Annotated in this window: 23 protein-coding genes, 2 pseudogenes and 1 riboswitch; of the genes and pseudogenes, 18 read left to right on the forward strand and 7 right to left on the reverse strand. The window is 30.6% G+C overall.

Annotation, left to right across the window (positions count from 1 at the left end; translation table 11 throughout):
* Positions 1-47: 47 nt before the first annotated feature.
* Positions 48-127: riboswitch (ZMP/ZTP riboswitch) on the reverse strand.
* A 526-nt stretch (positions 128-653) separates the two neighbouring features.
* Positions 654-1,172 (reverse strand): ATP-binding protein, encoded by a 519-nt coding sequence (locus V7Q02_RS08670; RefSeq protein ID WP_333860639.1) that lies wholly within the window; start codon positions 1,170-1,172, stop codon positions 654-656.
* 92 nt (positions 1,173-1,264) lie between these two features.
* Complete coding sequence (locus V7Q02_RS08675; RefSeq protein ID WP_333860614.1) at positions 1,265-1,573, reverse strand: PAS domain S-box protein; 309 nt, start codon at positions 1,571-1,573, stop codon at positions 1,265-1,267.
* Positions 1,574-1,910: 337 nt separating this feature from the next.
* Here V7Q02_RS08675 and V7Q02_RS08680 point away from each other — a divergent pair, with 337 nt between their 5' ends.
* The 6 genes from V7Q02_RS08680 (at position 1,911) to V7Q02_RS08705 (ending at position 8,550) form a co-directional block, all read left to right on the forward strand.
* Complete coding sequence (locus V7Q02_RS08680) at positions 1,911-2,663, forward strand: prepilin peptidase (protein ID WP_333860615.1); 753 nt, start codon at positions 1,911-1,913, stop codon at positions 2,661-2,663.
* A gap of 293 nt (positions 2,664-2,956) precedes the next feature.
* On the forward strand, positions 2,957-3,826 hold the full coding sequence (locus V7Q02_RS08685; RefSeq protein WP_333860617.1) for a radical SAM protein: 870 nt from the start codon (positions 2,957-2,959) through the stop codon (positions 3,824-3,826).
* Positions 3,827-4,040: 214 nt separating this feature from the next.
* Complete coding sequence (locus tag V7Q02_RS08690) at positions 4,041-4,403, forward strand: response regulator (protein WP_333860618.1); 363 nt, start codon at positions 4,041-4,043, stop codon at positions 4,401-4,403.
* 24 nt (positions 4,404-4,427) lie between these two features.
* Complete coding sequence (locus V7Q02_RS08695) at positions 4,428-6,428, forward strand: chemotaxis protein CheA (protein ID WP_333860619.1); 2,001 nt, start codon at positions 4,428-4,430, stop codon at positions 6,426-6,428.
* 61 nt (positions 6,429-6,489) lie between these two features.
* Entirely contained in the window at positions 6,490-6,984 is a 495-nt protein-coding gene (locus V7Q02_RS08700; protein WP_333860620.1) for a chemotaxis protein CheW, read from the forward strand.
* Between the two features lie 18 nt (positions 6,985-7,002).
* Complete coding sequence (locus V7Q02_RS08705) at positions 7,003-8,550, forward strand: methyl-accepting chemotaxis protein (RefSeq protein ID WP_333860621.1); 1,548 nt, start codon at positions 7,003-7,005, stop codon at positions 8,548-8,550.
* Positions 8,551-8,648: 98 nt separating this feature from the next.
* Here V7Q02_RS08705 and V7Q02_RS08710 read toward each other — a convergent pair whose 3' ends face one another.
* The 3 genes from V7Q02_RS08710 to V7Q02_RS08720 form a co-directional block, all read right to left on the reverse strand.
* Positions 8,649-9,062, reverse strand: a complete 414-nt coding sequence (locus tag V7Q02_RS08710) for a universal stress protein (RefSeq protein WP_333860622.1) — start codon at positions 9,060-9,062, stop codon at positions 8,649-8,651.
* 99 nt (positions 9,063-9,161) lie between these two features.
* The gene (locus V7Q02_RS08715; RefSeq protein ID WP_333860623.1) at positions 9,162-9,572 is read right to left on the reverse strand and encodes a universal stress protein; all 411 of its coding nucleotides are present in this window, start codon (positions 9,570-9,572) and stop codon (positions 9,162-9,164) included.
* A gap of 162 nt (positions 9,573-9,734) precedes the next feature.
* A complete protein-coding gene (locus V7Q02_RS08720; protein WP_333860624.1) occupies positions 9,735-10,199 on the reverse strand; it encodes a DUF441 domain-containing protein in 465 nt (154 codons plus the stop codon).
* A 313-nt stretch (positions 10,200-10,512) separates the two neighbouring features.
* On the opposite strand from V7Q02_RS08720, the gene V7Q02_RS08725 reads away from it, so the two are divergent.
* A complete protein-coding gene (locus V7Q02_RS08725; RefSeq protein ID WP_333860625.1) occupies positions 10,513-11,079 on the forward strand; it encodes a DUF3867 domain-containing protein in 567 nt (188 codons plus the stop codon).
* 192 nt (positions 11,080-11,271) lie between these two features.
* Here the strand turns inward: V7Q02_RS08725 and V7Q02_RS08730 are convergent, their stop codons facing one another.
* On the reverse strand, positions 11,272-11,529 hold the full coding sequence (locus tag V7Q02_RS08730) for a TIGR04076 family protein (RefSeq protein WP_333860626.1): 258 nt from the start codon (positions 11,527-11,529) through the stop codon (positions 11,272-11,274).
* 439 nt (positions 11,530-11,968) lie between these two features.
* Here V7Q02_RS08730 and V7Q02_RS08735 point away from each other — a divergent pair, with 439 nt between their 5' ends.
* Positions 11,969-13,096, forward strand: a complete 1,128-nt coding sequence (locus tag V7Q02_RS08735; protein ID WP_333860627.1) for a hypothetical protein — start codon at positions 11,969-11,971, stop codon at positions 13,094-13,096.
* A gap of 226 nt (positions 13,097-13,322) precedes the next feature.
* Here V7Q02_RS08735 and V7Q02_RS08740 read toward each other — a convergent pair whose 3' ends face one another.
* Positions 13,323-13,706, reverse strand: a complete 384-nt coding sequence (locus V7Q02_RS08740; protein WP_333860628.1) for a hypothetical protein — start codon at positions 13,704-13,706, stop codon at positions 13,323-13,325.
* Between the two features lie 606 nt (positions 13,707-14,312).
* Here V7Q02_RS08740 and vanR point away from each other — a divergent pair.
* The 10 genes and pseudogenes from vanR to V7Q02_RS08790 form a co-directional block, all read left to right on the forward strand.
* Positions 14,313-15,011, forward strand: coding sequence for a VanR-ABDEGLN family response regulator transcription factor (vanR, locus tag V7Q02_RS08745; RefSeq protein ID WP_333860629.1), 699 nt, complete (start codon positions 14,313-14,315; stop codon positions 15,009-15,011).
* Positions 14,989-16,140, forward strand: a complete 1,152-nt coding sequence (gene vanS, locus V7Q02_RS08750) for a vancomycin resistance histidine kinase VanS (protein ID WP_442882161.1) — start codon at positions 14,989-14,991, stop codon at positions 16,138-16,140. The genes vanR and vanS overlap by 23 nt, the downstream gene beginning before the upstream one ends.
* Positions 16,141-16,299: 159 nt before the next feature.
* Complete coding sequence (locus V7Q02_RS08755) at positions 16,300-17,232, forward strand: D-alanyl-D-alanine carboxypeptidase family protein (RefSeq protein ID WP_333860631.1); 933 nt, start codon at positions 16,300-16,302, stop codon at positions 17,230-17,232.
* A 148-nt stretch (positions 17,233-17,380) separates the two neighbouring features.
* Positions 17,381-17,740 (forward strand): VanZ family protein, encoded by a 360-nt coding sequence (locus V7Q02_RS08760; protein WP_333860632.1) that lies wholly within the window; start codon positions 17,381-17,383, stop codon positions 17,738-17,740.
* A gap of 289 nt (positions 17,741-18,029) precedes the next feature.
* A complete protein-coding gene (locus tag V7Q02_RS08765; RefSeq protein WP_333860633.1) occupies positions 18,030-18,251 on the forward strand; it encodes a hypothetical protein in 222 nt (73 codons plus the stop codon).
* Positions 18,252-18,461: 210 nt separating this feature from the next.
* Positions 18,462-18,626: pseudogene (locus V7Q02_RS08770) on the forward strand (DUF255 domain-containing protein); the annotation flags it as partial.
* A gap of 689 nt (positions 18,627-19,315) precedes the next feature.
* Positions 19,316-19,753, forward strand: coding sequence for a MarR family winged helix-turn-helix transcriptional regulator (locus V7Q02_RS08775; protein WP_333860634.1), 438 nt, complete (start codon positions 19,316-19,318; stop codon positions 19,751-19,753).
* 83 nt (positions 19,754-19,836) lie between these two features.
* A complete protein-coding gene (locus V7Q02_RS08780; RefSeq protein ID WP_333860635.1) occupies positions 19,837-20,955 on the forward strand; it encodes an alpha/beta hydrolase family protein in 1,119 nt (372 codons plus the stop codon).
* A 52-nt stretch (positions 20,956-21,007) separates the two neighbouring features.
* On the forward strand, positions 21,008-21,427 hold the full coding sequence (locus tag V7Q02_RS08785) for a DUF4351 domain-containing protein (RefSeq protein WP_333860636.1): 420 nt from the start codon (positions 21,008-21,010) through the stop codon (positions 21,425-21,427).
* 340 nt (positions 21,428-21,767) lie between these two features.
* A pseudogene (locus V7Q02_RS08790) lies at positions 21,768-21,924 on the forward strand (transposase); the annotation flags it as partial.

The following is a 21,924-nucleotide window of genomic DNA, read 5'->3' on the forward strand; positions in this document are numbered from 1 at the left end:
ATTGCAAATTATCTTAAATTTTGTAATCAAAAAGACCCCCTGGACTTTTTGATTGCCCAGGCGGTCGGCTTTTAAAAAATCGTACTCCTTGTGGTTAATTCCACTGCCGCCGGTTATACGATTCCTTCAAATCAATTTTGTGCATCTTGTGCAACATAAAATTATCATATTTATATTATTGTGTCAATACAAATAAGAAAAATTTTTTAGTTCTTTATTGTAGAAATCGCTGTAGAATATTTTTTAGTATATATATCGAAAGGTTTTGAGATATAATCATCCATTCACCCTTCGATACAGAGTTCTCTATCACCAGGCATGGCATATACAGTTAGTGCAATTATAGGTATGCGATGTTTTTCGTAAAGTTCATTTTTCCTTATTATTCTTGTGGTTTCAAGACCATTTAACTCTGGCATTTTGTATATCCATGAGTATTAAATCCACAGACATGGTTTCCAATATTTTTAGTGCTTGATTCCCCATTATAGGCACTTAAAAAATTGTAGCCTAGTTTTTTTAACATACTGCAGGCTATTTGCATGTTTATTTCATTGTTTTCTACTATTAAAATATTTTTATTTACAGCAGTAGAATTGATGGATGCAGGTGTTAGTTTGTTGTTTTCATATTTATTGAAATACAGTAAAAATTTAGCAGTTGAAGGTGCTTCCTATATTTTCAGTACTTTCAAACCATATATCTCCATTCATGATTTTTGCAAGTTCTTTGGATACTAAAAGTCCAAGACCGGTGGAGGAATAATAATTCTCCAAAGACGTATTTTGATAAACAAATTTTTTAAAAATCTGCTTTTTAAATTTATCTTTAATACCTGTACCCGTATCCTCTATAGAAAACTCTAAAATTACCTTTTCATTTACTTGAGATATTTTCTTGATTTTAAATAATATATGTCCTTTTTCTGTATATTTAAGTGAATTGTTAAATAGGTTTATGAGAACCTGTCTTAATTTTAATTCATCTGCTGCATTTGCATTTTCGGCTACTATTTTTGCATTTTCTAGTTCAATGTAATTACTTCTTAGTTCTTCCTCAGCAGCAGCCAGTTCTTCGTATATGGCGGAAAGTTCCTCATATTTTTCTTTTAGCTTTTGTTCTTTTGATCTTTTATCTGTTATGTCTCTTGCAATTGCAAAGGCTCCTACAATTTTTTTTCTCTATTGTAAATAGGGGAAATGCATATTGATACCTGTATTTTTTTCCTACTTTTTGTTAGGCGTGTAGTTTCATGATGATATATTTATATGCCTTTTTTTGTTTTATCCAGAATTATCTCCACATCTCTTATAATTTCATCAGGTATAAGTTTGGATATATGTTTTCCTATAATTTCATCTTTTCTATAGCCATAGAGTTTTTCAGCACCTCTGTTCCAGCTTGTAATAATATCATTTAAGTCTTTATTTAAGATGGCATCTTCTGAATATTCTACAATAGAAGCCAGAATTTCTATGTTTTCTTCCTGTTGCAGTTGTGATGTGATATCTTTTGCAAAATTTAAAATTACCTTATTTGAGTTTAATTCCATTGGAATAAAGGACACTTCCACAGGAAATTTTGAGTTGTTTTTTTACAGTAGAAGGTATTAAAATGAAACTCTTCGTAGGATGAATTTTTTAACATGTGAACTACAGAGTTTCTTTCATCTTGGCATATTATATTAAATACATTCATTATAATAAAATGTCATATTATGCAATAAATTATTTTTCAAAGTTTATTGAAATTGGAGTACTTTTATGTTAAAATTAAACAAATAAGGAGAAATTATAAGACGTATACTTTAATTTGGATGATCTTATGTGTATTGGAGTTAGTGCTGCAACCAACCCTGTATTTATATTTTATGGATACAGGGTTTTGTTTTTAAAAAATGGAGAATAATTATGGATATTTATTATGGAATTTTGTTTTTTATTTTTGGGACTATCCTGGGAAGCTTTTTAAATGTTTGCATATATAGAATACCTAGGGGTGAGTCTATTTTGTATCCACCTTCCCACTGTGTAAATTGTAATAGAAAAATTAAGCCCTATGATCTGATTCCTATAGTAAGTTATATCATTTTAAGGGGAAAATGCAGGTATTGCAGTGAAAAAATACAGCCGAGATACTGTATACTGGAATTTGCAACAGGTTTTTTATATTTTCTTATTTACATTAATTTGGGAATAGGTATAGAATTTATAAAGTATATGGTATTTGTCAGTATTATGATTGTAATAGGAGTGATAGATTTTGACACTACGGATGTTTATTTTAAAACTACAGCTGTGGGCATAATTTTTGCACTAATGTTTTTGGGAATATATGTTTACATGGGTTTTCCCGTAAAAACATATATCTATGGAGGGTTATTCGCAGGATTATTCTTAGCTTTAATTATCTTTGCAACAAGAGGAGGCATGGGCTGGGGAGATGTAGAGATTGTAGTTGTATGTGGATTGTTTTTAGGATTTAAGTATACTGTGTTTATGATGTTTTTGGCTTTTATTATGGGAGCAGTTATAGGATTTTTCCTTATTTTACTTGGGAAAAAATCCAGAAAGGATTATATACCCTTTGGTCCATTTATTGTTATGTCTTCTTTTATTACAGTATTTTTAGGACAAAGTATTATAAACTGGTACTTATTTTAAATATTTAAAATTGATTTATTTCTAATTTTTTAAAATCAATTCTTCAGGTAATTATGTTTCCCGAGACGGAGGTATAGTTACTCAGGTATCCAATATATGAGTATTTACATCATACTCTGGGAAGCTGGAAAGTCTATGGAACTTTAGATGTCAAATAATAAGTTCACACTTTCCTAGTTTATAGTATATAATAAAAATGCTATAATTAGCAGTATAATTTAAAATTTAAAGGGAGAAAAATATTCTTCATGAATAAATTTTATTAATATGTTTATAAAAAGGGAGGAGATTATATGAAGTATGAGGGTATTATTTACAGACCACCTAGCGAAGCCTATAGCCTGATAATTCAGATTAGTGTGGGATGTGCACATAATAAGTGTACTTTTTGTAATATGTATAAAGCTAAAAAATTCAGAATAAAAAGCTTGGAAGAGGTATATGGAGATCTGTATGAAGCAAGACAAATGTATGGACATGTAGAACGTATATTTTTGGCAGATGGCGATTCCATTGTACTGCCTATGGAAAAATTAACACAAATATTGCTTAAAATAAAAGAGTTGTTTCCAGAATGTAAAAGAGTATCTGCCTATGCTACACCTAAAGATATATTGAGAAAGTCTCTTGAGGATCTTAAAGAATTGAAGAGTTTAGGCATGGGCATATTTTACATGGGAATAGAAAGTGGAAGTGATTTAATATTAAAGGAAATACAAAAAGGAGTTACCTCAGAGGAAATAATAGAGGCAGGACAAAAAATTAAAAAAAGCGGCATTAAAATCTCTGCAACATTTATTTCAGGTATAGGCGGAAAGGAAAAATGGCAGGAAAATGCCAGAGAATCTGCCAGGGTTATAACTGCTATCAACCCTGATTATGTAGGACTTTTAACTCTTATGGTAGAACCTGGAACAAAAATGTATGATGATATTAATAGTGGAAAATTCAAGCTTTTAAGCCCTGAAGAAATTATGCTGGAAACAAGGGAATTAATTAAAAATATTCATACCAACAATTGTGTTTTTAGAAGTAACCATGCATCAAATTATGTAGCTTTAAGTGGAACTTTATCGGAGGATAAGGAAAAGCTTATTTCACTTATTGATGATGTTTTAAGTGGCAAATATGGATATAAGCCTGAAAAATTTAGAAGATTATAAACAATTGAAAAGAGTCTGGAGTGCACTTTAAAGAGCAGGACTCTTATTTTTTTTGTTCCAAATATCATAAAAATAAAGGAAAAACGTGAGAAATGTAGAACATATATATTTATTGTAATTATATTTAATTATTTTTATAATTAAATTCATTTTTATCATAAAATAAATTTTTACAACAAATTGAATGGAAAAATACAATATAAGGAGGATTTTTATGACAAAGGTACTTATTGTGGATGATGCATCTTTTATGAGAATTTCTTTAAGGACTATGCTGCAGAGTAATGATTTTGAGGTTGTTGGGGAGGCTGGAAATGGAAAAACTGCAATTTCTAAATATAAGCAGTTTAATCCTGATATTGTTACTTTGGATATTACTATGCCTGATATGGATGGTATTGAAGTACTTAAAGAAATTAAGAAATTTGATAGGGAAGCCAAAATTGTAATGATAACTGCTATGGGGCAAGAATCTATGGTAAAAAAATCTATATTAAATGGGGCCAAATCATTTATTGTTAAACCATTTAAAGAGGAACAGTTGATTGAAACACTTAATAAAGTGATGTTTATTTAGATATTATTTAAGAGGTAAAAAGGTATGACAAATAAATACTCAAAGGATCCTATACTTGAATCCTATATATTTGAAACTTGTGATTTAATAAATAAGCTTGAAACTTTAGCACTGAATAATGAAAATTCAAATTGTTACAGTAAGGAATCTATTGACGAAATCTTTCGTATTGTGCATACAATTAAAGGTTCTTCTGCTATGATGTCCTATGATTATATTTCAATGCTGGCACATTCCATAGAAGATCTATTGTATTTTATAAGAGAAAATAAATCTGAATATCTGGATTATAAGGAACTATCCGATCTTATACTAAACTCTGTAGACTTTATAAAAGGGGAAATTGATAAAATAAAGGCTGGAGATACAGTACAGGCAATGTGTGATGATATGATAAGTGAAAATGTAAAATTCCTTGAAAAATTAAGTAAGTGTGATTTATCAATAGAAAATAAAGGTGAAAATATTCAGGATAAAAATATTTTCTATAAAGCTGTAATATTTTTTGAAGATAACTGTCAGATGGAAAATTTAAGGGCCTATACTGTAGTGGAAACTTTTAAAGAATTTTGCAGGGAAATATATTATGTTCCTGAAAATATAATTGAGGATGACAATACTTGTAATTTAATACGCAGGGAAGGATTCAAATTATTTGTAAAATGTAATAAGTCCTATGAGGAAGTAGAGGAGATCTTAAAACATACAATTTTTTTAAAAAGCTTTGAACTTATGCATATGGAGAAAGGATTTTGTGGTGTTTCCACCTCAGAAGAAAATTCGGATTTAGGTGAACATGTTGTCCATGCTGTTTTGGATAGAAAGCAGAAAAAAATACTGGATAAATCTGGTGTGCAGAATTTTATAAGTGTAAGGGTGGAAAAACTTGATAAACTTATGGATTTAGTGGAGGAAATGGTTATTGCAGAATCTATGGTAACTGAGAATCCAGATTTAAAGGGATTGAAACTGGATAACTTCGGGAAATCTGTAAGACAACTTCGTAAAATTACTAAGGAAATTCAGGATACAGTAATGTCTGTGAGGATGGTACCTGTATATGGAACTTTCCACAAGATGAATCGTATAGTACATGACATGAATAAAAAGTTGAATAAGAAGGTTAAGTTGAAATTTATTGGAGAAGATACAGAAGTAGATAAAAATATAATAGAGCACATATCAGATCCTCTTATGCACCTGGTGCGTAATTCCATTGATCATGGAATAGAATCTGTAGAATGTAGAAAAGCTCTTGGTAAAAGTGAAGAGGGAACTATCGTTTTAGAGGCAAAGAATGAGGATAACTATGTTGTAGTGATTATAAAAGATGACGGGGCAGGATTTAATAAAGAAAGAATTTTAAAAAAGGCCGCTGAAAAAGGAATTTTAAAAAAACCTGCGGATGAAATGAGTGACAAGGAAATTTATGATTTAATATTTATTCCGGGTTTTTCTGTAAAGGAAAATGTAACAGAATTTAGTGGCCGTGGGGTAGGAATGGATGTAGTAGTAAAAAATATTAAAGATATTGGGGGTATGATTACAGCCCAAAGTAAAGAGAATGAGGGAACCATAATAACTATAAAGATACCAAGTACTCTTGCAATTATAGATGGAATAAATGTGAGGGTGGGTAATTATTATTATACTATTCCTATTGCTGCAATAACTGAGTTTTTTAGACCAAAATCTGATGATATTTTTCATATTGAAAAAGATGAAATGATAATGGTAAGAGAGAAATGCTATCCTGTAATTCGTATACATAAGGTATATGGAATTGAAAAGGGTATCAAAAAGTTAACAGATGGAATAATTGTTATGGCAAAAAATGAAGATAAGCTTGTATGTATATTTGCAGATGAATTGTTGGGACAACAGCAGGTGGTAGTAAAACCTCTCCCCGATTATGTAAAAAAGATCAAAAATATCAAGGGTATATCTGGTTGTACAGTATTAGGGGGTGGAAATATTAGTTTAATACTTAATGTAGGTGAATTGATAAGTATAATTGATGGATAGTGTCAGGTGAAAAACTTGTTTCGATAAAATAATTTGTTTTATAGGGAGGATATTTGTAGATATGACTAAGGCTGTATATGATATTTTTATGGAAAATGGAGAAGATACTCAAAAAGACAAGTATCTTATATTTATACTGGCTAATGAATTCTATGGCATAGATATTAAATATGTTATTGAAATAATAGGGATTCAACCTATAAGTAAGATACCAGAGCTGCCCGAATATATAAAAGGTATAATAAATTTGAGAGGTAAAATTATACCTATAATGGATGTAAGGCTGAGATTTAAAGAGGAGTATAGGGAATATAACAATAGGACATGTATTGTAGTGATAGAAGTGGAGGATGTAACTATAGGTTTAGTTGTGGACAGTGTATTGGAGGTAGTGGATATACCTGATTTTGAAATTGTAGAGCCGCCAGAAATAGGAAATCATAAAAATAGGTTTATAAAAGGTATTGGAAAATCTCCAAATAGTATAAAATTGCTTTTGGATTGTAACAAGCTGTTAAGTGATGAAGAGGTAAATATATTCTCAGACAATATTTAATATTAAAGGAGATAAGATATGAAATGGTTTAATAATTTAAAAATAGGAAGTAGATTATTAATTGGTTTTGGTATGATAATGGCAATTGCACTGGTGATTGGTCTTATAGGCATAAATGGTATAAGTAAGGTTGATAAGTTGGATACTGAATTATATGAAAATATGACAGTACCCTTAGGACAATTAGTAACAATTACTAGTTCCTATAATAATATAAAAGCCGATTTAAGAGATGTGACTTTATCACGAGATGGAGTTAACATTACCAAATATTCAGATAATGTAAGAGCAGATAGTGATAATTTTGATAAGGAACTAGAAGAATTTTCACAAACTATTGTAACTGATATGGAGAAGCAAAAAATTCGAACTCTTAAGGAGAACAAATCCAAGTATATGGATGTAGCTAACAAGGTTATGGAATTATCAAAAAATAATAAAAAAGATGAAGCTGTTAATTTGATTTACAGTGAACTTGCAAAAATTCAAGGGAATGTGGAAAATGATCTAAAAACTATTGTAAATCTTAAAGAAAGCAATGCTAAAAGTTTTTCACATAGTAATGATGAAACTGCTGGTATAGTAAAGACATTAGTTACAGTTTTAATGGTTATAGGAATAATTGTTGCGGTATTACTTGGTATATTCATATCATCATCTGTAAGTAAACCTATAACAGAAATTATGTATTCTGCAAATAAAATTGCAGAAGGAGATTTAAATATTGAGATCAAGGTTGATTCTAGGGATGAAATAGGAATACTTAAAAATAGTTTTAAAAAGATGGCAATTCACTTGAATGAAGTGATAAAAAGTATCAATTTTGCGGCAGATCAGGTGGCCATAGGCTCTAAGCAAATAGCAGATTCGGGTATAATTCTTTCTCAAGGAGCTTCTGAGCAGGCTAGTTCCATAGAACAGCTCACGGCCTCTTTAGAAGAAATTTCTTCAAATACAAAATTTAATGCAGATAACTCAAATACAGCAAATAAACTCACGGAAGAAGTTAAAAACAATGCAAAAGAAGGCAGTTCACATATGAGAGAAATGCTTGAAAGTATGGATGAGATAAATGCTGCATCGGAAAATATACATAAAATTATAAAAGTCATAGATGAAATTGCTTTCCAGACAAATATTTTGGCGTTAAATGCCGCTGTAGAAGCTGCAAGGGCAGGACAATATGGAAAGGGCTTTGCAGTAGTGGCAGAAGAGGTGAGAAATTTGGCTGCCAAATCAGCAAATGCGGCAAAGGAAACCACTTCTCTCATAGAAAATTCAATTAAGAAGTCAGAAAGAGGCACCAGGATTGTGCATGAAACGGCGGAAGCCTTTGATAAAATTGTAAAGGGTGTTGTAGAAGTGGACAATATAGTAAGAGAAATAGCTGCTGCTTCCAGTGAACAAGCTGCAGGTCTTGAACAGATTAAGGGAGGAATAATGCAAGTATCAGAAGTGGTACAGCAAAATTCTACTGCATCTGAAGAAAGTGCCTCTGCCAGTGAAGAACTTTCAAGTCAGGCAGAACTTATGAGGGAACAGGTTAAGAAGTTTAAAGTGAAATGATTTAAAGGATAAATATATTTGGAAAAAGTTAAAAATGTATTCGGGTCATAATACTTTGAAGGTGTTATGACCCTAAAGATGATAAGCATAGCGAGCCTTTATTCTGGAACAACTATAACTAATGTATGGGCATTTTTCAATACCTTGTTAGTTACAGAACCAATAATTCTAGCCAGTCCTTTTTTATTGGATTTAGTCATAATTATTACATCATAATTATCCAATTTTGATTTTAACAGTATTTTATCAGCAGCGGAGCCAAAATCACTATATTTTTCTACGTCATAGCCTTCAAGTTTTTTCTCAGCTTTGTCTAATATTTCATCCATATCCTTTTGAGCTTGTTCTATAGTGGTGTTTGTTATGGTCATATCGTTTGCCATAACGATCTCTCTAATAGTCATAAGGGTTATTGTAACTCTGTCTTCTTTGAATAACTTTTTTAGCCAGTCAATAGAATGCATACTTCGTTCAGTTCCATCCAAAGGCACCAAAATTTTTTTCTTTGTCATGTAAAACACATCCTTTTCAATAATATGTTAAATAAAAGTTCCTATATTATAATTACCATAATATAAATATATATTTTTAGTAAAATTTTATAATTAGTTTTATTCTGGAATGATAGCAACCAGGGTATTAGCATTTTTTATAACTTTGCTGGTTACAGAGCCAATCATTCTATCCAAAGCTGTTTTTGTGGATCTTGTCATAACTATCATGTCAAATTTATCCTGTTCCGCTTTTTTGAGGATTTTATCATCTGCATATCCGAAAGTAAGATATTTTTCCACATCATAACCTTCAAGTTCTTTTTCAGCTTTTTCTAAAACTCTATGGCTTGATTGCTTGGCTCTAAACATTTTGTCTTTTATCATGGTATCTTTTGCCATAAACATTTCTACAACATTCATAAGAGTTACTTGTATTTCATCCTTTGCAAATAATTTTTTTATCCAATTAAGAGAGTGCATACTTCGCTCGGTGCCATCTACCGGTATTAAAATTTTTCTTTTTGTCATGTGAAACACATCCTTTTCAATTATTTATTTTAAGTTTACAGCAGTTGCAAACCTATGTCCATTATAACGTTTTCTATATAAAAGTATAATCCTTTCAATTTTATAATACAAGTAAATATTTTTAACAAAGTACTTTAGTATAAGATAGTGATACAGTTATATTTACAAGCCTATTTTATTAAATAGTTTTAAACCTAATGCTATCAGACCAGATGTTATCATGGGACCTACAGGAACGCCACCTAGGAAAGCAGCTGCAATTACAGAGCCTAAAATTAAAGCAGGCATAATTTCGCTGTGACCTTGAATGGTTAGGTAGTTTACACCAAGTCCGCTTAAATAAGTTGTAAAAAGAGAAACTAAGAGGGCAAATATTCCAAGCCATGAGGTGAATACACTTTTAATATTTATATAGGACACTTCTCCTTGGGCAATAGGTATTAAAATAGATGCTATAAGTATTACTAATCCCAGAAATAATCCCTTTTCCTCCAAGTAGGGAAATATAAATTTATCTGCATTTAAAAGCTTCAGAATTAAGAGAAAACAGGTGGCTACTGCTACAGAATTAGCTTTTCCAAGAACAGAAGCAGTTAATATTATTATTAATATAATAGTAGATTCCAATTTAAATCATCTCCTAACTGATAAATATAAGGGTTAATAGAGATATACATTTGAGAAAATATATGATTTTAAACATTTAAATATGACATAACCCTTTATTTTAATTCTTCCATAGAGAATAATAATGAATCTTTTACGTATAATTAATAAATAAGGGAATTAGATATTTTGTAGTTGTGATAAAAATATCAAGTATATTTCACTTACAACTTCCAATCTACGATAAAGCAGGAAATTTACTGTGATTTATAGTATTATAATAATTGAAGGTATTCAAATATATCTTATAGTATATTATTGAGGAGGAATTTTTGTGGATGATGAGAGAGTTGTGGATTTTAATGTTCTTAAAAATAAGGCCAGAGAAAAAGACGTGGAAAAATTTGAAGATTATGTATATGGACTAAGTTATGATATGTCTCAAGGCAAATTGACTATGGGAGATTTTTCTGAGAAGATTCAAAAATACATGGAGAAAAATAATATATCCCATGAAAAACTATTTAATATTCAAAAAGAACTTATGAAAAGGTATGGATTTAATATAGAAGATGTGGAAAAGCAAATGAAGAGTATGGGAATTGATATATCATCTTTAGAAAAGGGAAATGATTATGAAACCATTAGAAAAACATTGAGTTTTCAGGAAAAATATAAAAAAGACATAGGAAATGTGTTAATGACTACATATAGTATAAATAATTCTGTAAATAATCTATCCATATTTATAAACGAAGAAAAAGTAATTTTAGAAAGTACAGGAAAGATAAATCTGCAGGATACGGAATTAAATGAATTTTTATGTTCTTATAAAAAAATACTAAAGGATAAAAAACTTATGATTTACTTATGTGAAAATATGGGAGTATTTGAATATTAAATTATAAAATATAAATTGTTTTGTGTACATATAATAAAAAAGTAAAAGTCTATAATAACTGTTTAAATTAAACTTTACAATTTTATAATAAAAAACACTCTTTTTTATAAATAATTATAAATTTATCATTTAAAATTATTGCCTTGAAAGGGTGTTTTTTATTTATAAAGAATAATTTTTAAAAATACTTGATTAAATTTTTTTGATTTGAAAAATAACTTCATCACAGTAATCAGGACATTGAACTATAAGTTTTTCTCCAAATCCCATTTGTTGTGGAGTGACACCTTTTCTAGTAGCAAATACAAAAGGAAAAAAGGATTGTAGAGCCATTACGCATACATTATCTGTGTTTTCCATATCTATAAGTGTATTTTTTATAGATATTTTGTCCCCCTTTTTATAACAACTACATTTAGATTCTATAACTTCTATTATAACTTGTTCCATAATATAATTACCTCCTAAGTAAAAGTTTATAATGGTGAATTTTTTATATTTTAATATAAAAAATCTAAAAAAACAAGTGATTTTTTAATATATTATTAATATAACGAGGATAATATAAATAATATATCAATAATGAGTTAAAGATAATTAATGTATGTAAAATTATTATGGAAATTTAAGATAAATTTTTAAAATACGATAAACTATATAGAATTATTTGTGGCGTATTTTAATATACTGTGTGTAATAATTCAAAAGCTAACAGGGAAGTGGCTTTAATATTATCTTAAGGCTATAATTTTTGTTCTCCATATTTTTAAAATAAGGAGCAAATATTAATAGGTCTTGGATAGACCATTCTGAGGTTCAGACGGACAAGAGGCTTTTATACTATACTCTATTTGGATTTAAGAATGGATTAATAACAGGGAGGTAAGTTATGAAAATTCAAGATTCAAGTATTAAAATGTCTAGTCAGCACAGTTTAGCAAAAATTTATGGCAAAGTAGAAAATTTAAATTTATGGGAAAATTATGGGGACAATATGTCGCAACAGCTTAAAGAGTTTGAGGAAAGCTTGGTGGATGGAGATAAACTAGAACTGTCAGATGAAGCAAAGGATTTTATGGAAAAAGAAAAAGAACTTTCAAAGGGAATGGAATATATGGGAAAAGCTTTACAGTTTAGCGGAGTAACTACTAGTGTAGATATGAGTTATATGATTACAACAGAAGATGATTTAAAAATTAAGATTTTACAGGATCTTTTAAGGTCTATTTTTAATAGGAATATTAGATTTTGGTCTCCTGTGGAATTGAATATTCAAATGCCAGAGAGTATCAGTTTTGATTCATATATGAATTTTCCGGCGTTAAACATAAATTCTAACAGAAGTCCTCAAATAGGAAGGGGCTTTCAGTACAACCTAAATGAATCCTATTTAGAAAAGGAGAGAACATCTTTTAAATCGTCCGGTTTAATTCATACTGCAGATGGAAAAGAAATAAATTTTGATATAAGCCTTAGCATGAGTAGGTCTTTTTATACAGAAACTAATTTATCTATTCAAACGGAGAATAGGATTGATCCTTTAGTAATCAATTTTGATGGAAAGGCAGCAGAGCTTACTTCTACGAAATTCAGCTTTGATTTGGATTCAGATGGGAAAGAAGATCAAATTTCTTCTCTGAAAAGTGGAAGTGGATTTCTTTCACTGGATTTAAATGGTGACGGAGTTATAAATAATGGGGGAGAATTGTTTGGTCCTAACTCCGGAAATGGATTTGAAGATTTAGCTAAATATGATAGTGATCATAACAATTGGATTGATGAAAACGATGATATTTTTAATAAATTGAGAATATGGACTAAAGATGAAGAAGGAAATGATAAGCTTTTTGCTTTGGGAGAAAAGAGCATAGGAGCTATTTATTTAGGAAATATAGGTAGTGAATTTTCAATGAAAAATAGTCAAAATAAAAGTATGGCAGAAGTAAAAAGTTCTGGAATATTTATGGAAGAAAATGGTACCGTAGGTACTGTTCAGCAAGTGGATTTTATAGTATAAAACTTTAAAGAGTAGGGTTATTTTGTCAAGTGATTCTTAGACAGGTGAAGTTTGCTTTCAGGGAATACCTTCTCCGACGGTAGCCTTTCAGATAAAGGGATGAAGCATTAAATAACTTATATGGATATAGAATAATAGTTATTTTTGGTGCCACATCCCCATTTTTGCTCAGATTAATAGGTATTTTCTAAAAATATAATAATTTAATTTAAGGTTTGTACCCATTTTATTTTTTATCTGCAGTGTTTTTATTGTGGCTGTCAGTATCGTCTTTAGTGACTCCCTGTAATTCATCAAATCTCCTCATAACCTCCGTACAGGTGTCCTTGCAGATTTGTGGTAAATCACTGTCAGTTGCGTTATTAAAATCCAATCCTGCCTGGGAAAATCCCTTCTCTACAGCTTCTCTCATCTGTTGTAATTTATCAGGATCGTCTCCTGCCATAAATTTTGCCATGGTCATAATACGGTCTGCCACTGCATCTATAGAGTATGATCCGCCCTCTGATATAGCTTTTTGAGCATCTTCTTGTGTTGTTGCAAGTGGAGGATATGCATTTTCTAGGGAACCAAATATTTTAGTAAGTAAATCTTTGGTTTCCTCTGACATTCCGGTAATTGTATTTCCAGTTGATTTTTCCAGTAGAGTATTTTGTGCGCTTATGGTATCATTTATAAACTTTTTTATAAGATCTGTTTTAAGATTTTCTTGTTCCTCTTTTAAGAATGCAATTTCTTCTGTGGAGAGTTTCTTTTTTTTAGGTTCATATGATAATTTTTCTGTATCTTCTTCTTTAGATTTAATAAATATGTCAGTTCCTAAATTTTGTTTTCCTACTTGAACATTTGAAGTGTTATCATTTAATTTGACATTATCATATGATTTTTTTGTTTTGTCAGTAGTATAATTTGAAATATTAATGTTATTATTTATAGTTCCAATAGAATTAATATTTATAAAAATTACCTCCTTTTTTGAATTTAAGCTACTATAATATTTATCGTGTAATTGGTATGTCAGTTTAATGTTTTTTACAGGTAGTAATTCTTCTTAATTAATAATGAAATAATTGAGAAATCCAAAGTAGTGTGAGAAAGGTTAAAGCTATCTTAATAAAACCTTAAGATTTTATTAAGAAAATTATTATGATGTGAATTTTTATTTTGCAGTATTATAATAATAATGAGTGTTTAATCGGAAGAAAGGATAGAACTTATGAGTATGAATATTTTGGTTGTAGATGATGAACAGCCCATAGCGGATTTAATTGAAGTGTATTTAAAAAATGAAGGCTTTACGATATATAAATTTTATACCGGTGAAGATGCGTTACGGTGTGTTGAGTCAGAACAGTTAGAGCTTGCCATACTTGATGTTATGCTACCGGATATTGATGGATTTACTATCTGTCAGAAAATTAGGGAAAATCATAATTTTCCTGTTATCATGCTGACTGCTAAAGAAGAAGAAATTGATAAAATTACAGGGTTGACACTAGGGGCAGATGATTACATAACAAAACCCTTTCGACCTTTAGAGCTTGTTGCCCGTGTTAAGGCACAACTTAGGAGATTTACCAGATATAATTCCGTGGAGCTAAACCAGGAAGAACACTTGATTGCCTTTTCTAGCTTGGTATTGGATATGGATACCCATGAATGTACTCTGAATGAAAAAAAATTATATCTTACTCCCACGGAGTTTTCAATTCTTTGGGTTCTTTGCTCCAATCGTGGAAGAGTGGTAAGTTCGGAAGAATTGTTCCGTGAAGTATGGGGAGATAAGTATTATACTAACAGCAACAATACTGTAATGGTTCATATACGACATCTGAGAGGAAAAATGCAGGACAGTGCGGAACATCCTAAATATATCAAGACGGTGTGGGGGGTTGGTTATAAGATTGAAAAGTAAAATAGATAAACGAAAAAATGATTATTCCAAATTGAAGAGGAAAGTATTTATTGAAATGCTCCTTATTGTTTTTGCTGCAGCTGCAATTGTTATCTTCCTGCGTTTTACAATTCAAGAATGCTTTAGTTTTGGAGATAGCATTGTAAGTTTTTTAATGAATAGGCTGCATTTACGTGACAGGGAGGCCCTGGCCATTTATCACTATGCATTTCTTAATAATGTTGAATTTATTACATTGATTGCAATTTTCATATTTTTTATTGTTTTACTTAAATTTTCAGTTTCTTGGTTTACTAAATATTTCGATGAGATCAGTATGGGAATGGATAAACTTGCAGAGGAATCTCATGATAAAATTACATTATCACCTGAATTGGATTTTATGGAAAATAAAATTAATCAGATAAAAGATAACTTGGAAAAACAAAAGAAAGTTGCCCTTGATGCCGAGCAGCGCAAAAATGATCTGGTAGTTTACTTGGCTCACGATATAAAGACACCCCTGACCTCCATTATAGGATACTTAAGTCTTCTGGATGAAGCTCCTGATATGCCTCCTGAACAGAAGGCAAAATATGTGGGTATTACTTTGGAAAAGTCTTATCGATTAGAGCAGCTTATAAATGAATTTTTTGAGATTACACGATTTAATCTTCAAACTATTGTTTTGAATAAAGAAAAAATTAATTTACTGTTGATGCTCCAGCAGATGGCAGATGAATTTTATCCAATGTTAACTCCACAGGAAAAGAAGGTGGCGGTCAATGTGCCTGAGGGTGTCACTTTGTGGGGAGATGCAGATAAACTGGCCCGTGTATTCAATAACATCCTGAAAAACGCCATAGTCTACAGTTATGAAAACAGCATCATTGATATTTCTGCTTGGCAGCAAGATAAAAATATTATTATAACTTTTACGAATCAAGGTAATCCTATTCCAAGAGAAAGACTGGAAACCATATTTGAGAAATTTTTTAGGTTGGACACATCTCGTTCCACCAATACAGGCGGTGCGGGGCTTGGGCTGGCTATCGCAAGAGAGATTGTAAAGGCACATGGAGGCAATATTTTCGTACAGAGTAATACAGAAAAAACATTCTTTACTGTGGTTCTTCCACAAAAGCAATAAAAGGGCAAATTATCTGTTTAAGTAAGATAGTTTGTCCTTTTATTAATTAAAATAAGAAAATCTTAAGAAAATCTTAAGAAGTTCATAAGATGAAATTTCAATACAGCTCTTTTTTCTATGGTTAAATAATATCAGTACAGAATAAGGAGCTGTTTTATTATGGTAACAAAAGTAGAAAAGAAAAACTCAGGAATACGTATATTTTTAACATCTTTACTGATAGTTGTTATTGCCGTTAGTGTTTATAAATTTATAATTACTCAACAAAATCAACATGTCTTTAAGATAGAACCAGATTCAACTAGCTCTATAGCTCTCTATAAGCTTAACAGCCACAATGTGATTCTGATCCGATTGAAAGATAATGTTATATTAATGCAAAAAAACAGTGAAGAAAAAATCTATCCTGCTTCTTTGACTAAAATTATGACGGCTATTGTTGCAATAGAAAATTTACCTAATCTGAAGGAAGAAATAAAACTTACCACTTCTACATTTCAGGGGCTGTATGAAGCAGATGCATCAATGACAGGTTTTCAGCCTGGTGAAAAGGTCAGGGCAATTGATCTTTTATATGGAGTAATGCTGCCAAGTGGTGCGGAGTCTTGTATTGGGCTTTCAGATCAAATTGCTGGTTCGGAGCAGGAATTCGTAAAGATGATGAATCAAAAGGGAGCAGCTCTTGATATGGACAATACCCATTTTGAAAATGCAACTGGGCTTCATAATCAAAACCACTATACAACAGTGAAAGATCTGGCTATTCTTCTAAACTATGCTTTGCAAAATGATACTTTTCGGGAGATTTTTACTTCATCCCGTTATTCCACATCGCCCACTAATAAGCACCCTGGTGGGATAACTTTTTACAGTACCATGTTTGGAGAACTCAACAATCAAAACATTATTAATGGGGAAATTTTAGGAGGAAAAACTGGATATACCCGTGAAGCTGGTTTATGTCTGGCCAGTCTAGCCAAAGTGGGTAGAGAAGAATATATTCTTATTTCAGCTGGTGCGAAAGGGGATCACCATTCGGAACAATATAATATTACCGATGCATTAGCTATATACAATAGTATGGGAAAATAACAGGAAAACAAGTAGGTTAATCTGTATTCTGCGCGGAGTATGTAATCTGGTGACACAGAGGTTGCTGCTGCTGAATTTTAGATATAATGATGATAAGTACTTGTATTATATAATGATCATATGTTTGCATTAGAGGGAGGTGAAGAATATGATTCTAATAAAAAGCCTTGTAATATCGTTTGTTGTAATTAGTATATTAAATGTTATTATTAATAAAGATAGTAAACATCTTAAAAAGAACATAGGAGTAATGCATTATATATTGGGGTATTTTTTTATAGTGTACCTTGAAATTGGACAACTATTTATGCACCGTGCTACAGATATAAATGATTTAATAATGAATACTATAGGAGCTGTGGTTGGTTGGGTAATATTTAATGCTATAAGAAAAGGTTCATGTAAATTTTCTGCTAAAACAGCAATCAATATTTCTTCCAATGATACTTTGGCTATTAAATTAGAATCCTGTGTATATGTGGTGGTTGCGGTTATGTGCCTTTTTTAGATAAGCAGAAGGACAGAAAATTCAAAAATTTCACTGTATTTAAAGACTTTAAAGTCAATTTTTCAAAAGGCATAAATATAATAATGGGATAAAATGGAACAGGGAAAACACAATTACTTAAAGCAATTTATGCGGACATTCAAATATCTAAAAGTAAGAATATAGATGATATTTCAAAGTATTTTAAATCTGCTAATGTTAATAATATTTTTTTGTTAAATAGCGTAAGTCATTATTTCTAGAAGTAAAAGCTTCAAATATTAATAATAAGTCAGATAAACAATATCTGATGGGTAAATTGAATCTTAATATTAATGGAGTGAGTTCAACAGTTGGAAGCGATGATGAGTGTCCGTATGAAGTATCCTATCCATTAAAAGAAATTAATTGTACATTTATTCCATCAAAAGATATGCTTACACATTCAAAAGGTCTTGTATCAATGGCTGATAAATTTAGTGAATTTCTATTTGATAAAACACTAATTGACATTATAAAAAAGGCTGGGTAGTGGCAGTTAAAGGAGTCTCCTAAGATTGCTTTAAACATATTACCGATTCTTGAAAACATGATGTATGGTAAAGTTGTGATTGTTCACAGTTATTGGTTCTTTCTTTTATATATTGTAAATAGTCAAGTGGGTACTGCTATATAAAAAGTAGTACCTTTTTATTTTTAGGGTATACTAAGGAATATCATATTATAGAAGGGAAATGATAAAATGACTAACTTAATGAGTGAAATGCCCAATAGATTGGCTAAAGAAAAATCGCCATATCTTCTTCAACATGCTTATAACCCTGTTGATTGGTATCCTTGGGGAAAAGAAGCCTTTGCCAAAGCAAAAGCAGAAGATAAGCCTATATTCCCATATATTGGGTATTCCTGAAATTAGTGGTTATAGTAGTCTTGTTATTATTGGTGGCATTCCTGTTACTATAACCGACAATATGAGTTAATGTATTAGTTGTGCAGCATGTGTAAAATAATCTCTTGAAATACTTCCTTTTTATCATCCATAAGTAATTTCTAAGCACTGTAATAAATAAAGGGCTGTATTTATTATACTTCTTTGTACAAGATAATTTTGAAAAATTGCTAAAGGGGTCAGAAACACGATTCCATTTAAGTATATTAATTTCATGCACTTAATATTTAATTTATAGATATTATTTGAATATCGTAAAGCAAGTTTTTGGCTGATATAGCAGTTGTGATCATGGATAAAATTAACGATGGCAAAGTATAAAATATAGTTTTTTTCACAGCTGTAATAAGAACGAAATTACCTAAAAGTATTGAGCCTAAGGTAGAGATTTAAAAAAATAGAATCAGTAAAAACACTAAGAACGATGTGATACGATTGATTAATTTTAAGTGTATAAGAAAGTATTCTCATACACTATAGTTGTTTGAACTATAGTTAATATATCAACTATACAAATGACCATATACCATGATAAGGAATATCTCAATAGTGATTTGATTAAGTAATTTTTAATAAGGGAGTATATTGACAAATTAAGTTGGTAGAGCTATTATAGTTATAACAACTTAATTTAAGTAGGTGATAGTTTGGAAACACAATATGATTATACCAAATTAGTTGGGTATTTAATAATTAAAGGTGAAGTGTGCATTAAGAGAAAAATTCTTAGCTTGTTTCTAGAAAAGGGGTACCATATTACCTTCGAGCAATGGACAGTACTAAATATATTATATATGGAACCTGGTTCAATTCAAAGCGAAATTGCTGTAAAAACATACAAAGATAAAACTAATGTAACTAGAATATTAGATGTACTTTCCAAAAATGGATATGTAATAAGGGAAAAACATGAAAATGATAGGAGAAGTTCATGTATTTATCTTACGGATGCAGGAAGGAAAACGTTTGAAGACCTTATACCCTATATTAAGTCAATTAATGAGCAATTTAGGAAAGATATATCTGATGAAGACTTAGGAATTTTTCTAAATGTATTAGAGAAGATATGTAAAAATGCCGAATAGGCATTTAAATTTCCTATGATAGTTGCTATAACTATAGTATGTATAACTACAAGAAGTTTAGTATATTTCAAGGAGGCGTTTCCATGGTAAAATTGACCTTAAAGGAAAAGTTCGCATTCCACTTTATTTTTAGCGAGAAGAAAACTTATTACAGGTGGTATGGAAGATTCTTATCTTTTGGAGTAGAGTATGAAAGAATAAAAAGAGTAATAAGTAGAATTTCTAGTTGGTTACAATGGTGTAATGAATGGACTAAAGAAGGGAATCATTTATATAATATGGCAGAAGAGGCTTTACAAAATGGATATGCAACAAAAGCAAAAAAATTGTTTCATGAGGCAGTGGGCTGTTATCATATAGGTCAGCATATATTTTTCATTGATAGTACCCAAAAAGAAAGTACACAAGAGAAAGCCAGAAAAAGCTATAAAAAAGCAATCAGTTTATATGATAAAAAGGAAAAACCAATACGAATAGATATACCCTTTAATGGTGTTAAAATCCCAGGATACTTAAGACTTTCTGATACTAACAGTAAACCACTTATAATTTTTGTAAATGGTATGGATAATATTAAGGAAGCAGAAGGGCATTTCCAAGGGAGATTGTTTAAACAACAGGGGTTCAATCACTTTACTTTTGATGGACCCGGTCAAGGAGAGATGTGGCAGAGGATGAAATTTGATGCAAAGGAATATCATAAGGCAGTGTCGGCTATTATTGATTGGTTTGAAGAACAAAAAATATATGAGATTGACTTAACTAAAATTGCACTAGTGGGCTTTAGTCTTGGAGGGTATTTAGCACCAATATGTGCAGCATATGATTCAAGAGTAAAAGCGGTAGTTGGAAATAGTGGACTTGTTTATATAGGTGGATTAAAAGGGTTAAAAGCTCTAAACCCAATTTGGCAGAGAGGAGTTACTTATATGACTGGGTGTGAGAACTTAGAAGAGGTAAGAGATAAGTTCGACTGGGATATTGAAGAGCAACCTAATTTAAAGGTACCTTTACTTTTCTACCATGCCGGGAAAGATGAGGTGATGCCATCACCAAAAGTTCATGCAGAAAAAATAATGAGATGGGCAAAAGGTGAAAAAACTCTTAAGTATTCTGAGAATGGTGAACATTGTACTCAGAATTATTTAGATGAAGTATTTCCTGAGATTATAGATTGGTTTAAGATAAAACTTGAAGGATAACATAGGATAAATAAGCTTTAAATATATAGTGTTATATCCACTTAGAGTATTTATGAAGCATGATGGAGAAACTGAAGAGGAGCATATATTGGAGTGTTTAACAGTAGTAGAGGGATTAGAAGATGCGGATTATTATTTTCTTTTGGTAGAATGTTTGAAAAAGCTTTATCAAAAGAGTGAGTATGAAAAATTTGTAAAGGAGGAGATTTATATGTCATCGGCATTGTATAGAGAGTCTTATGAAAAAGGTAAAGAAGAAGGACTACAAGAGGGGCTAAAAGAAGGTGAATTAAAGGGTGAGACAAAAACTCTTGCAAGGACTGCAGTAAAGCTTTTAATTAAGAAGTTTGGTATAATACCAGATGATTTAAAACAGGGTATACAAAAATTAGATGTACCAACATTAAAAATTATAATTGATAATATTTTAGAATATGAAAATTTAGAACAGGTAAAAAAGTATATTCACTAGGATATAAGTATTAAATAGAGAGTATAGTATAGGGTAACATGCCGATGATTCCTTTAATTCACAGGTTTTAACGGCATTTTTTATATAGTGAAAAAATAACATATATAATATCAATGGTAAAAAGCATAGGAAGGCATTTAATATCTATTCAACAATGATAATAACATTTAGAATATATTAATCAAGTGATTCTTAGGCTCAGGTGGAGTTTGCTTGTAAGGAATACTTTCTCCATCTGAACCTTAGAAGAACTTATCCAGGGGTATAGCATTGCTTATCCCCCACTTTGAGTAAGATGGGGTATTAGCAATGGTAGCCTTCGGATAAAGATGAGTCTTGGGAAGAAGTAAAAAATCTAATATCAGAGAAACAAAGAGATCCGAATAAAGAATATAAACGAGCTGCTGGTGCTGGAAGAAAGCCAATTGAATCAAGAAAAATATTAGAAACAATTTTTTATGTACTTCGAACAGGTATACAGTGGAAAGCACTACCAA

The sequence above is a fragment of the Clostridium sp. genome (assembly GCF_036781005.1).
Taxonomy (GTDB): Bacteria; Bacillota; Clostridia; order Clostridiales; family Clostridiaceae; genus Clostridium_B.